Origin of the sequence: Nocardioides candidus (assembly GCF_041321175.1) — a bacterium.
Lineage (GTDB): Bacteria > Actinomycetota > Actinomycetes > Propionibacteriales > Nocardioidaceae > Nocardioides.
This window is the reverse complement of the sequence record NZ_JBGGWC010000002.1, coordinates 293120-306266: the sequence shown is the minus strand read 5'-3', so window position 1 is coordinate 306266 and position 13147 is coordinate 293120. Positions and strand designations below refer to the sequence as shown.

General features: G+C 64.5%; 8 protein-coding genes. 4 read left to right on the top strand and 4 right to left on the bottom strand.

All coding sequences use genetic code 11. From position 1 onward, the window contains the following. Positions 1–235 precede the first annotated feature (235 nt). The gene (locus tag ACAX67_RS11180) at positions 236–1933 is read right to left on the bottom strand and encodes a hypothetical protein (RefSeq protein ID WP_370703924.1); all 1698 of its coding nucleotides are present in this window, start codon (positions 1931–1933) and stop codon (positions 236–238) included. Continuing rightward, positions 1930–3336, bottom strand: coding sequence for a serine integrase family protein (locus tag ACAX67_RS11175; protein WP_370703923.1), 1407 nt, complete (start codon positions 3334–3336; stop codon positions 1930–1932). Before ACAX67_RS11175 ends, ACAX67_RS11180 begins: the two co-directional genes overlap by 4 nt. A gap of 819 nt (positions 3337–4155) precedes the next feature. On the opposite strand from ACAX67_RS11175, the gene ACAX67_RS11170 reads away from it, so the two are divergent. Next, entirely contained in the window at positions 4156–5055 is a 900-nt protein-coding gene (locus ACAX67_RS11170) for a DNA adenine methylase (protein ID WP_370703922.1), read from the top strand. Here the strand turns inward: ACAX67_RS11170 and ACAX67_RS11165 are convergent. Then, the gene (locus tag ACAX67_RS11165) at positions 5012–6481 is read right to left on the bottom strand and encodes a hypothetical protein (protein ID WP_370703921.1); all 1470 of its coding nucleotides are present in this window, start codon (positions 6479–6481) and stop codon (positions 5012–5014) included. The two genes, ACAX67_RS11170 and ACAX67_RS11165, sit on opposite strands and share 44 nt — an antisense overlap. Before the next feature lie 367 nt (positions 6482–6848). Between ACAX67_RS11165 and ACAX67_RS11160 the strand changes: the two genes are divergently transcribed. From ACAX67_RS11160 to ACAX67_RS11150, 3 genes are all read left to right on the top strand, one after another. After that, on the top strand, positions 6849–7052 hold the full coding sequence (locus ACAX67_RS11160) for a hypothetical protein (protein ID WP_370703920.1): 204 nt from the start codon (positions 6849–6851) through the stop codon (positions 7050–7052). Between the two features lie 3 nt (positions 7053–7055). Then, a complete protein-coding gene (locus ACAX67_RS11155) occupies positions 7056–7880 on the top strand; it encodes a hypothetical protein (protein ID WP_370703919.1) in 825 nt (274 codons plus the stop codon). 698 nt (positions 7881–8578) lie between these two features. Next, on the top strand, positions 8579–10288 hold the full coding sequence (locus ACAX67_RS11150; RefSeq protein WP_370703918.1) for a hypothetical protein: 1710 nt from the start codon (positions 8579–8581) through the stop codon (positions 10286–10288). Between the two features lie 261 nt (positions 10289–10549). On the opposite strand, the gene ACAX67_RS11145 is transcribed toward ACAX67_RS11150, so the two are convergent. Continuing rightward, positions 10550–11521, bottom strand: a complete 972-nt coding sequence (locus tag ACAX67_RS11145) for a Shedu anti-phage system protein SduA domain-containing protein (RefSeq protein WP_370703917.1) — start codon at positions 11519–11521, stop codon at positions 10550–10552. Positions 11522–13147: the final 1626 nt, after the last annotated feature.

Here is a 13147-nt window from a genome sequence, read left to right as displayed (position 1 = left end):
CACTCCTCGTATGGAGACGCAAGGCGTCCTCGCCGACGATGAACGCACCGCGCTCGAGCGCGTGATCGACTGCCTCGGGTGATTCGGTTTCGCGCTGCAGGACCGGTTGGACGGGGACATCGACTCGGTCATTCGCGAAGCTGGTCTATGCGACGCACATGCCTCGACTCGGGATTCGAGATGAAGACTGGGAGACGGTGTTGGGTTCAGCCGTTTCGAGGATGCTGAAGCCATCTCAACTCCGTAACGTCGGTCCCGTCGAGAGGAGCTCGAGGCACTCCAATGCTCCTTGGCCGCGATCCGAGACGTCGGGGGTGCGATCGCCGCTAGGGAGCCAGGTTCGTGGCCCTGGTCTTGGTTCGTTGCCTGTGGCGATCTGGTGCCCGTTCTCGGTGTAGGTCCACAGTGTTGGGCGGTTGTGATCACGTTTGATGAGCTGGTGTTCTTCCAAGGACCGCAGGGAGCGGAACACGTGGGTGTCGCGACCGACTCGTGCTCGTAGTGCTGTTTCGGTGGCGCCGACGCTGAGCAGGTCGCGCTGGTCGAAGAGGTCTCGGATGGCGGGGGGCATCCGCTGGTGCCACGTGTCGTGGCGTCGTCGGAGCTCGGCGATGCAGTCCTCGGCGGGCAGCTCGAGGTGGCGGTATTCGTCGGGGAACTTGAGTTCGGGCGGTGCTGGGCAGGTCACCGGGTCGGGGATCCGCAGGCAGGCACATAACAGGTCGGAGGGGATTTCTGGGACGCGGGTCACGATCGTTGCGATGCGTCCGCATGTGCACTGCACGCCGTTGAACGTGGCTTGGTCCAGGCGGCGAGCGTGCGGTGTGGACTCGATCAGGATGGGCATCCAGGGGCGGATGTTTGCTCTGGCGGCGCGCTCGGGTCGGCAGTAGCGCCGGATCTGGAAGCGCTCGTCGAGGGGCAGGTCTGCGCGCAGGTCGGCGAGGGTGAAGTCGTGGTGGCGTGCGGCGAAGGCAGTGATTGCTTGGCGGGCGCGGGAGACCTTGGTGTATTTGCCGCGACCGAGCCAGGTGAATCCCCGATGGGCGTAGACCTGGCTCACCCAAGCGGTGAAGGTCGGGTCGCGCCATTGGTCGCCGACCCATTCGGGTGGCGGGCTTCCGGTGAGGTGTCCGAGCACGACGTGGGGGAGCGCGGGGAACGGGGCGTTGGCGAGGACGAGCGCTGCTTCGTGGGTGGTGCCGGCCTCTCGCAGTTGGTGGACCAGGAGTCGGCGAGAGGTGTGGTGGGATTCGGTTGGCATTTCGATTTGGCTGGTGAGCACCTGGGTTCCGATGCCTGCGCCGCCGATTTTCCATTGGATGGGTCCTAGTTCGGCGATGCCGTCGAGTGTGTTGACTCTGACGGTGGCGCTGGCCCAGTACTCACCGTCGCGGCGGGTGATGGTCAGGTGGGGGATGAGGGTCTTCAGTGCGCTGTATTCCTCTTGGGTGACCCGGTTGTTGCAGGTGGCGAGCCGGTGCATCGCCTTGAGCAGCACGTCGGTGTAGGCATCGAAGGTTTCGGCCTGGTTGGGGCGGGGCGGGGCGGAGCGGAGGGCGGCGATGTCGGTTTGGTGTTTTTGGGCTTCGGCTCGTGCGGCTCGTGCGCTGGCTCGGTATTGCTGGCCTTCGGTTTCGTCGGCTGCGTCGAGCGAGAACTGGTGGGCTCGGCTGGCGCGCCTGTTTGCTTCTGCTTCGAGCCGTTCGAGCGCGGTGATGCGCTGGGCGATGACGTCGACGGTGAGGTGGCCTCGTGATCGGTGGAAGGTGGTGTGTCCGGCGAGTTGTTTGGCGCCGATGCCGGTGCGGCATGCGGCGGTGAACGCGTCGACGAATCCGGTGGTGAGCTGGTGGCTGTCGAGGTAGGCGACGACTTGGGAGTGGCCGGCGTCGGTGGTGATGGGGCTGCTGATCGGTCGTCCGGCTCTCATCGGCCCTCCTGGCGGCTGTTGGGCCAGCGGATGAGCCGGTAGGTGCCGGTGTGGAGGACTTGGAGCTCGTAGTGCCATTCGCCCTCGGTCCATTCGCGCCCTGCGAAGGGGGCGATGCGTTGTTGGGCTCGGGCGGCGCGTCGGCGGTCTCGGTGGGTGTTGTCCAGGAGTCGGGCGTGGAGAGAGTTCATGAGCTGGCTGTGCAGGACCGGGTCGGCCGAGGAGTTGCTGACGGTGGGGGAGAGGGGCCGGGGTGGGGTGCGGTCGTTGCTCTTGAGTCGTTTGGTGCGGGCGGTTGCGGCGGCGGCGAAGGAGGCGAGGATTTCGGGTTCGGCCCAACCGTTGTCGGGGACTCCGGGGCAGTAGAGCATCTGGACTTCGCCGGGATCCTCGTCGTTGTTGGGGTGGCGCACGACGGGAAGTCCGGCGATCTCGTCCATGTCGGCGAAGGCGTTGGAGACACGCCATAGGTATTCGCCTTGGATCCACAGCGGCGCCCACGCGTAGAGGGAGGTGATGAAGGAGTCGGGGGAGGCGAGGGCGCCGGCGGGCATGTTGATGTCGAGGCGGCGGTGTTTGCGCATCCCGGTCACGCCGATGCGGTTGAGTTGGCGTACGAGCTCTGAGGGTGGGGTGTCGTAGTTGCTCAGGATCATGAGCATTTCGCGGACGGTCGGACGGAGCTCGGGGTCGGGGACGAGTCGGCGGGCGTCGTCGAGCCGGTAGCCGAAGGGAATTGTGTTCTTGCCGAACGGCCATTCGTTGCGGCGCCATTTCGCGATGCGTCCGGCGAGGAGACGCTGGACGATCCAGTCGCGTTCCATCGAGGCGATCATGGCGAACATTGAGAACATCATCGATCCGACGACTTTGTGCGGTCCGGTGAAGGCGAAGGGGAGGTCGCCGGCCCAGACGGTGTCGACGTTGCCGTCCAAGGCTGCTTGGAGGCGGTGTCCTTGGCTGAGGGATCGGACGAGTCGGGAGACGTTGGCTGCGTAGAGGTTGAGAGGACGAATCCGTTCGATGACGTCGATGAGGATGGCGGTGAAGTCGTTGATTCCTTGGTCGCCGGTCTTGGCGGCGGAGGCTTGTGACCACAGGTGCCAGTAGTCGCGGTGGTGGAACAGGATCGCTTTGGTTGATCCGCGGCTGAGGTGTTCGATCACGACGGTCTCGGTGATGGGTTCTTGGCCGTCGGGTTGGAACGTCACTTCGAAGGAGTCTGGCGCGTCGAGGGGAGCGAGGCCTGCTGCGATGATTGCTTGGACTTCTGGGACGTGGCGGAATCTGGCGTAGGTCTGCTGTCGCATCGCGTCGAAGAGCTGGCGGTCCCATTCGTCGCTCTCTCTGATGCCGAACAGCCCGGTGGCGCGGTGGGGAGCTTGGTCGGGTGGGTTGTGCATGAGTTGTCCTGTGCGCCGTCCTCGCCGCTGAGACTGGCAGTCGTGTTGTTTGCTCGTCTTGCTAGGGCCATCCAGGCTCTGGCGAGTTGAACTGCGGCGACCGGGTCGGTCGATGTCGGGGTCAGGAAGGCTTCGCCCATACAACCCACTGTTGTTTAGAAGCAACAATGTGTCAACGGGGTTAGCCTGCACGAACCGGAGAGACCGCTACCGGGAACGGGCTAGCTGCGTGGCAACTTCGGAGCCCGTTCGACCGGGACCGTCCGAGGTCGCTTCGGCGCGGCAATCAGGTGCGGTAGGTCGGCGTTCGCGCATGGGCGAGTCGTGCCGGGCGCACTATCGACGGCTCTGGGAGACCGGCGGCACGGGACCGACGAACGTCCGCGCTGCTACGCCGTGGCAACGGCGGTGGAAGTGCGGGAATCGCACCTACGCGGGCGCGCTCTCCCGACTCCGCACGACGCCCGGACCTGCTCACCGCCACGCCTGCGAGTGTGGCGTCCCCGCTGTCGAGTGGCGCCTCCCCGATCGCGGCGAGTGTGGGCGTTGGCGACGACGGGTCGGCGCCACGCCGAGGCGGACCCTACGCTTCGATCTGCGTGACAGTTATAACTGTCACATGCTTCGATCTGTTGAGTCCTTGAGCGCGGACGGCTTGGACGAGTTGCGCGATGCCGTGCGCATTGAGACCCTGCGACGGCGCGGCAGGGTGCACCGCTGCCTCAGCTGTCGCAGCGAGTTCGTTGCACGAGCCGGAGCGCTGTTTTGCTCGGGTCGGTGCCGCACAGCCGACTACCGGCGACGTCAGGAGACGATCAAATGACCGGCACAGTTCGGGTTGTGGCTGCGAGGCGCTACGGGACCCTCTCGCCGTTGCGATACCCGGGCGGCAAGGCAGCGCTGGCTGGCTTGTTCGCAGACGTCATCGGGGAACTCGGCGTACGAAACTGCACGTATGTCGAGCCGTACGCGGGCGGCGCTGGAGCCGGCATAGCGCTGCTCCGAGAAGGTTTAGTAAGTCGCCTTGTCATCAACGACATCGACCCGGCCGTGCATGCCTTCTGGCATTCCGTTGTCAATCACAATGCCGCGTTCGTTGACTGGGTGATGGAGGTGCCGCTCACGATCGAGGAGTGGCGGTCGCAGCGTGGGGTCTACCGATCCAAACCCGCGGACCTGGATCAGCTCGGGCGCGCGTTCTTCTACCTCAACCGCACTAACAGGTCGGGAGTCCTCAACGCAGGGGTGATCGGTGGGCAGGACCAGGGTGGGAGGTACAAGATCGATGCCCGGTTCAATCGCTCCACGCTGGCGGGCAGGATCTGCGCGCTCAGCGAGTTTGCTGGCGCGATTGAGGTCACGGCACTCGACGGCCGCACGGTGATCGAGCGTCACCGACGGCGCCGCACTTCGTTCCTCTACATCGACCCGCCGTACGTCCACGCAGGATCGCAGCTGTACTTGAATGCTTTCGATGGGCGCGACCACCAGGCGCTTGCTGAAGCGGTGAACCGCATCAATGGCGCGCACTGGCTTATGACTTACGACGAGTCACCCTTCATCCAGCGCCTCTACGGAAAGCACTTCCAGGCTGCGCTCGATCTGAACTACTCCGCGCGGTATCCCGGCAAGGCCTCGGAGTTGGTCGTGGCCTCCGAGCAGGTCGGCCGCGTGCTCACGGAGTCGTCGGAGGCGTGTAGGGCGTCAGCAGGCGCTTGAGCAGCGACTCAACAAGGCTGTAGGCCTGGCGAACCTCGGCCTCGGTAATCGGGTAGTCGGGATTGTGCGCGGCGGCGTTGAACCAGTTCACGCTGCCGGGCTTGGTGACCGGCCCGCTCGCGATGGTGTTGATCACGTCCTTGAGAGGGCGTTGCTTGCCGTACTCCGCAACCACTGCTGGCATCACACGGCCAAGTTCTCCACTGACGGCCTTCGGTGTCCCGCTGAAGTGAAACTTGATCGTCGCTTCCAGCACGGAGCGGATCAGCATTGCCGCTGCCGTGGAGGTGTCGGCCACCGAGATCTTTCGAAGCTCCTGGTAGCGCTTCTCGAGGTTGGCAGGCGCCTTGGCGAACGAGAAGCCAGCGATGGAGAGCCGCTTGCGATCGGGGTGATTCGGTCCGCGCGGGCCAGTTCCGCCGCTTCCAGGCGGTTCCTGGCCGCTGCCTCCCGATCCGCCGTCGCCGTCGCCGTCGTCCTCCGCCTCGTCTTCGGCGTCGTCGTCGTGCGGCTCGTCATCTTCGTCCAGATCCTGATCGCCCGGTGCGACTCCGAGGAGAGTCGCCAGCAGCCGGGCTTGCGCGTCCGTCCCCTTCTTGAACTCCGGCGAGCGGGTATTGAAGTCACCCGCGCGGAACCCCGCCATGAGGTACTCGACCGCATCGCGCTGCTGCGACGTGATCGAGGCGCCGATCCGCTCAGGCTCCTTCCGCGTCGGCTTGATCCGCGCGCCGTCGAAGGTCACGCCCAGTGCGGCTGCCAGTAGCGTGGGACGGTACGCGTACTCGAATGCCGACATCGTCAAGGATGAACTGCGCACGTAGTCGCGGAGACTCTTGTCCTTGAACTTTACGCCGGTCAGGAAGCGACGCATCGCGACCATCCGCAGGAAGCGCACGACGTCGACGCCGGGGTAGAGCGCCTTCAGGTCGTCAACGGTCACCTGGGGACCGAGCAGTGAATTGTAATAGTTGGCTTGCTGATCACGGCTCCAGCGGCGCTTGGGGATGCCGGTATGAAGGCGAGCGATGTGCGGCGCTGCGGCCGCGCGGCTCGGAGCAACGATGACCCGGACCTCCGTCGGCATGTTCGCGATCTCTGACGCGTACCGAGTCAGCAGCTCGTTGACCTCGTGCTCATGCTCAGGCACCAGCCCAGCGTCCGCGATCGCCTTGAGCGCACTGACTCGGCGGTTTCCCTCCAGGACGACGTAGTGGCGACCTTCCTTGACGACGATCGGGACTTCGTTGTCGAAGTAACCGTCCCGAAGAAACAACTTCGCCTGGCCGATGACGTCCTCTGAGGCGAACAGGTACTTGAGTGCGGCTGCCTCGTCGTCGGGCTTCACCGGGATCCGGTAGTTGTCCAGGTCGAGGCGGAGGTCAGCGACCGCAACCTCAACGATCGGCAACTGCTTGTAGGCCATCGGTCCCTCTCCTTGACGCGAGCGGCTTGGAGCATGCCACACACGCTCCCGTCTGCGGACCCGGAATTGGCAGGTGGCGCACCGCGCGGGGCCTCCAGGTCGTTGCTGACCTGTCGTTTCCGCACTGGAACGGTTAGCAGCCGAGCGCCAATAGTCGTGGCGCAGGACCTCGGCCGTCCGACTCGATCCAGATGGGGCAGCATGACGTCCCACACCGACTCCACCCACCGAGAGAGCTCCTCGGCCGCGCGGATGTGTCGGAGCCATCCTGCAACATGGTCCCATGATTACGGTGACTCACTTTGCATCAAACAGTCAGGAACTCCGGCCAGGACTCGCAGTACGAGTGCCGACGACCCGCGGCGCGATGGACTTCGACCTGTTTGCGGTGTGTGACGAGGTTCCCGGGCGGTGGCACGGCGAGGTCCGATTCGGCGGTGAAATCCTCCTTCGCACCGAGATCGTCACCGCAGAAGCCGAAGCTGGTCGGCTGGCGGAGAGCCTACTTCGCGCGCGCGTCGTCGAGATCTTCCGTCAGCCGAGTAGCCGGGCCGCGTCGTCTGGCACCTGATTAGTGATAGACGACGCGATCTCGACCGGCACCACAGATCTGACCTCGCTCGCCCCACAGTGGCAGTTGCTCGACAGCGGCTACCGGACGTTGCAGTCCGTGGGTGCACGGCCGTCCCCCATCTTCCATGCACGAATGTTTGACGAGGCGCAGATCGCGGGGCACCGGGTCTACATGTCGGTGGAACGCTTTCTCGCGATCGCACGAGACAACCATCGGGCTCTAGTTTCTCTGCTGGGGAGCGCCCACGGGCTGAGCCTATCTGCGCCCTGGAACCTCTTGCGCGCGACGTTTGAGGCCTCGTTTTACGCCGCGTGGATTCTCGATCCCGAGGATGGGATCGAACGACGTCAACGGGCGCTGCGAGTGGAGGTCATGGATGAGCGTGAGCACGCGCTCTACTACAAGGATCTGCTACCTGTCCTCGACGAGGGCAACGAGGGGGATGCGTCTCTTCTGCAGCGGGAGTTCGCAAAAGCGGCGGCGCGAAACGAGGCCGTCTACCGCCGCGAAGCGGTAGAGATGGGGTTGAGCTACCCACCAGCTGGGCCGAAGATTTTGGAGGAACTGTCTCGGCTGTCGTGCGCTCGCGACGGCGAGCATGAAGGAGTGATGTTTCAGGCGATCTGGAAGGCTTTATCCGGTCTTGCGCATTGCCGAATCGGAGCCTACCTCCGGGCCTCCGACAAATCTGCAAGTCGCAGTGTTCCGGGCGGTTTTCATGCTGTCCTTTCCGTCAATGACGACTACTTCCTCAGCATCGCTGGCGCTGTCAACACCCTCCACCTTGAAGCTGTTCAACTGCTTCTTCGGCGTTCGCAGCCGTAATGGCGTGTCCCGCGCGTGCTCCGGTACCAGCCAGCCGGGCTGGAAGGATTCTCGGGATAGGCCGCAGACGGCTCTCGCACTCCACGTCAGGGGAGCGCTAAGTCTTTCGAGGATCGATCTAGTTGTCCGCCGACAGCACGCCCAGCTCTACGGGCCGTCGGCGCGCGCCGTCCTGCATCTTAGGTGGCTCCGGCTGGGCGACCGCTACCGGGAAAGGGCTAGCTGCGTGGCAACCTCGGAGCCCGTTCCACCGCGACCGTCCGAGGTCCCTTCGGCGCGGCAATCAGGTGCTGCGGCGGTTTGGCATTCGCGAGTGGGCAAGCGGCTGAGATCAGGGCTACCGGTCGATCAGGCCGGGGTCACTCGATGCCCTCGCCTGTCGTGGCGGCTGATTGCGCGGTGCGCGCGGCGGGGGACTATTGATCTCACGGCCGGCCAACTGGACCGACCCCAGCGCTGACGAACGCGCAGCGCAGTACCGCAGCAGCGGTGGCGACGAGCCCGGGAGAATCCTCCCGGGCTCGTTTCGCGTTGCGTTGCCCTACGGGAGCCGCATCCGTTGTGAGATTCACAGGCGGCGGAAAGACGTGCGTCGACTGGAGTTGGTTCGCCCAACGGGACTACCGACCTGCCTTAGCATGTCGAGCGAGCGGAATCGAATGCGACGTGGTGTCCGTGCTTCGGCCCATACTTCGACGGTGCACATTCCTTCGACCCCGGGCTACGAAGTCCACGACGGCCCGCCGAGTCTGGGACGCCTGTGGGCCCGTCCTGACGGCGACTATCCTGCAGGGCTTTGGCCGAGAACCGAACTGCTGCGCGTGTGTCATGACCCGACGGGTTGGCTGACCATCGAGGAGCATTTCCATCGCTCCGACGACATGTACGGAGGAACTCACAGCGTCCTCATCGATGCTGGCTTCCGCGAGCATGTGCTGCAGTCGGGCACCCATTGGTCGGGGCGAAGCGATGTTGGCAAAGTCGAGCTCTGGAGCGACGGCACGTTCTCCGACGGTCTGACCGCGAGCCGCGACGGCGACGACGGACTGATGTTCTTCGCAGCCGTCCGCGAGCACCACAGGTTCGTTCTCCCCACATTCGAGATCACGCCCACGTTCCTTTGGTACTGGGACGCGTTCCCCAGCGAGGGCGGCTGGTCGTACCTCGACTCGGCAGGGCGCAGTGTCGAGCTGATCCGGATTGCGATCTCCATGGACGAATGGAAAGTCGATGTGTCCGCTCTGGAGATGCGCACGTTCCTAGCTGCGTCCGGTCGCGAACTGCTCGTTCAGATGGACTACACCATCCTTACGACCGTCGAGATCGATCAGTTCGAACGGGTCGACGACAACCACCGCACGACCTGGTCGAACTTCGACTGGTTCGCGATCATGGACGATGGCTTCATCGGCGACGCCTCCGCGTTCTCGAATGTGATGGGCAAATACGTCGTCGAAGGCACGGTGACGGCACGGGTGCGCCGGATCGAAGCGCGGAACGCGGATAAGAACTACGTCGAGTACGTCTACGCGGTCGACCCTGGCACGGGCGACATGAGACGGCACACGTGCAACCCCAGGTTGCTGGGCGACCACGCCGACAATTCGCGCCTCCATTCGATGACACCGGTCTACTTCAGCCGGGAGGTGCTCAACCGATACGCGAGCGAGCCCAGCCGGTACAAGGTGACAGCCAGTCGGATCTGGTGCCTGGATCTGTGGGGCCTCGACATCAGCACCAACACCGCTGGCCTGATCGAGGTCTACCTCGGCGAACTGGGGGCGTTGCCCGAAGGTGAACAGGCGCACTGGCTTGCTCACAACATCCCTCCGGAAGGAGAAATGGACGAAGGGCGATTCCGTCGAGACTTCTTGAACCAGTCCGTTGGTTCTCCTGACCCGGTCGGCGACCTTCGGCGAGCCCGCCGCAGGGCAGCCGAGGCGACCAGTGCGCTGCTCGGCGCACCGCTCTGGCGCGGCCTTGATTCGCAGGCGGCCACCGAGTTCGAGGCGCTCCTTGGCCCGACGAGCAACGATCCGTCTGCCCTGACCGCTCCGACAATCACGCTGACAAAGTCCCTGGTTGATGGGATGGATCCGGCGCCGTTGAAGAAGTTCCTCGGTGGAAGCGAGCCTGGTGAGAAGTCGATCGCGCTCCTGCGCCGCCTACTGTCATCGTTGGGTGACACCGAAGACACTGCAGAGGTCTTCGCTGCACTTCAGGCGTTCCGTTCGGCTGGAGGCGTCGCTCACCTTGGCGGGTCGAAAGCCGACGCCGCGAGCGCCAGGCTCGGCATCGACGGGATGTCGCCGCTAGAAGCATTCGCCCACATGACTGTAAGACTTGCGAACGCGCTGAATCACGTCGCTGACCTGGTCGAAGCGAGTCCGCGCCAGCCAGAAGTCTGAACCTGAGTTCTGGCGCTCGGCTACGACTCTTCCGGGGGGATCCTCCAGGATCTCGATCAGGTTCGCGAGGGGAGTGAACCGGAACGGTCCGCCGACGAACGGCGCCGGCGTCGGCTCGATCGAGATCCGCGACGCGTTCCGCGAGAAGATTAAGGCGGCTTCCGTCCATGGAGAACCGTTCCTGCGGCTCGCGACCCTTACGTAACTCGGCGCGCGGTTAGACTCGCTGTCGCTGCCTCGTGCAGCAGACCTCATCGTGGCTCAATCAGGGGTCGCCTCGGTGTGCTTGGCGGACGACAGTTCTCGGACCCGTGCGCCTGCCTCCCTGGCGAGCCAGTCGTAGGTGTGGATGGCGATGCTGTTGACTTCACTAAGCTGACGGCGACGTTGACGATCGACATCGTCTAGGTCGCGCTCACGCCCAATGATGAGCAACCCCTTATCGCGAGGTCCGACTTCAGTCAGTCCGAGTCCATGCTGCGATCTCGGCCGGCGCGCATAGTCGAGGTTAGATTCCAACCATCGTCGCCATTCCAGAATTTGGCGTAGGCCTTCATCTAGTTGTGCACTCTGGCGGCCGGAACTGGGAACAAAGAGCTTGGCTTGCGGGCTCTGCAACTCGACAAATTGCCACACGAAACCGCCAGAGTGCTTCTCCGCGATGACGAAGTCAGGCACATACTCCGCGCCCAGACGCTTCTGTGGAATGACCCACCGACCGTGCCCACCCCCGAGATGCTGAGCAAGCAGCAAAGGATACTGGGCTAGATGTGTCTGCAGTGGGCGCTCCGTCTCCGCAAATTCGAGGACTTCCGTGTAGGCATTGATGTGCTCCCAGGTGATGTTCAACCATGGGACCGCGAAGCGGGCGAGTTCGTCGTGTTCTAGGGCATAGCTGCGACTGGGACGGCGGACCTCTATGCCGCCATGGACATGCTCGGGCTGTGTCACCGGCGGCGGAGCGAGCGGCGCATTGGTCGTTGGGACATGCTCGCGCAAGCGGGCGGCGATCCGATGCAGATGTAATCGGGCGCTCTCGGCATCGACGACGGCCCCAACCTCGGGAAGCAGATCTGCACTCGTGGGGTCGGCTGTGAGTAGCGCGCGGGTGATCGCGTCGGCGATCCCCTCCTCGAAGTCCATCGCTGACGCGATCTTCTCGATCGCGGAGAGCGCGACAGACACGTCGCGAAAAGGAATGGTGAGATCATCGTCAGGATCCGCGGGCGCCATGCCAACATTGTCCCGTACACCTAGTCGCCCTCGCGGCTAGACGCTTGCTGGCTCGCGCACGACGCGGGTCTGTTCGGCGCGGAGAGGTGCAGCAGGCCCTCGCCTCGCAGACCTAACTGAGGTGTGCAACCGGCACCGTGTGTAAGAGGCGCCTCGGGGCCGCGCTGGGATGACGCGGGCGGCCGTTGCGCGGTTGTCGGGGCGCCGGACGGTCTGCTGCATGGTCGGCGGCGTTCGACCGGCCCTAGCGCTGGTGGACGCGCCGGGGACGATTCAACCCAGTTGGATGCAGCCGCAAGAGCGGTGGCGGGCCCGGGGGAGTTCTCCCGGGCCAGCTCCTTGCGCAGTGCGAGGTCCGAGAGCGGCCCCGCGGTTCTGAGGGCGCGTCCGATGGTGCGTGCTACTTGGTTGTCGTCCGGCTCTGGCCACGCACGGTCGGCCTGATGAAAGAGAAGCTAGATTCACGGCACGCGGTGAGCCGGTACTCCTTCCACGTGGCGATCACGGTCTCTGCGGTGTCGTTGGACGGCGCGTTCGCGACGTTGCACGACCTCTTGAGCGGCCTGGGGGAGGACGTCGACTTCGACATCACAGATGGTGGCCTCCCCGAGACCGTTCTCACTGGACTGGGTGGAACAGGCAGTGGCCTAGGGAGCGGTGTCCGGCCCGCTAGGCCGTCGCTGCGGACCCGAGCGTCGCCTCACTGGTGATGGCGAACCGATGCAGCGCACCTGCTCAGCGTGCCAGGCGGACGAGCTCACGGGCGAGGGCGCGGCCGGGAGACGTCTGCGGCGAACGCGGCAGCGTCGGTCGGCGCGGTGAAGAGTGCCGCGAAGTGCCACTCGAGGTTCTCCTCGTAGAAGAAGCTGACTACCCAGGAGGGTACGACGTGGCCGGCGGCGTCGAAAACGTTCTGGTCGTTGTAGTAGATGATGCAGAAGTCGCGGAGGTCGACGTTTCTTGGATCGACTGGGAGAAGTTCGTTCGCCAGCTTGGTACCAGTCAGGAGCCAAATCCTGCGAGCGCGTGGTTGCTGAGGGGCCTGTCCCAGTCCCGTTCGTCGACTTGTTCGGTGTCCCAATGGGCCCGGCAGGCGGCGCTGCATGCCACGAACTGACCGCTCAGGTCGTATCGCTCACCGGTGCAAGGGTGGAGCGGTTCGGTGGTGCCCGGAGTCGTGACGTAGAGCATGGGGAGATCCGTTTCGGTGGTGATGCTGGCTGCTCGACACGGTGCTCTCTTGGGGTCGTCTGTCACGAAGGTCTTGGCGAGGTCTCTCGTGCATGCGGGCGATCCGCAAGCCGATGATCGTCGCCGGGAAAGACTTGGTTTTCTGGCGCTGGGGGAGGTCGGTAGTCCTGTGGTCCCGCGAGACGGTTGGACCCCGCGAGGCGAGTGTGGGCCCAGTCGGCAGATGCGTCAGGGTCGGTCTCGGGTGCGCCTGTCCTGCGAGGACGGCCCGTAGGCGGGTTGAGACCGCTCTGGATGGTCAGCGGGCCGGTTCGATAGGTGGCGCTATGACGACGGGATGATCCAAGGCCTGCGAACGGCGGGAGCGGTCGAACCGGAGGAGGACGATGTTTGCGTAGAGACGCGGCGCTGGCTCGTGACGCGGGATTGCCTGCT

Bases quoted from the DNA above. Each gene is read 5' to 3' on its own strand.
- ACAX67_RS11180 (WP_370703924.1), bottom strand. From the start codon at position 1,933: ATGAGAGCCGGACGACCGATCAGCAGCCCCATCACCACCGACGCCGGC.
- ACAX67_RS11175 (WP_370703923.1), bottom strand. From the start codon at position 3,336: ATGCACAACCCACCCGACCAAGCTCCCCACCGCGCCACCGGGCTGTTC.
- ACAX67_RS11170 (WP_370703922.1), top strand. From the start codon at position 4,156: ATGACCGGCACAGTTCGGGTTGTGGCTGCGAGGCGCTACGGGACCCTC.
- ACAX67_RS11165 (WP_370703921.1), bottom strand. From the start codon at position 6,481: ATGGCCTACAAGCAGTTGCCGATCGTTGAGGTTGCGGTCGCTGACCTC.
- ACAX67_RS11160 (WP_370703920.1), top strand. From the start codon at position 6,849: ATGGACTTCGACCTGTTTGCGGTGTGTGACGAGGTTCCCGGGCGGTGG.
- ACAX67_RS11145 (WP_370703917.1), bottom strand. From the start codon at position 11,521: ATGGCGCCCGCGGATCCTGACGATGATCTCACCATTCCTTTTCGCGAC.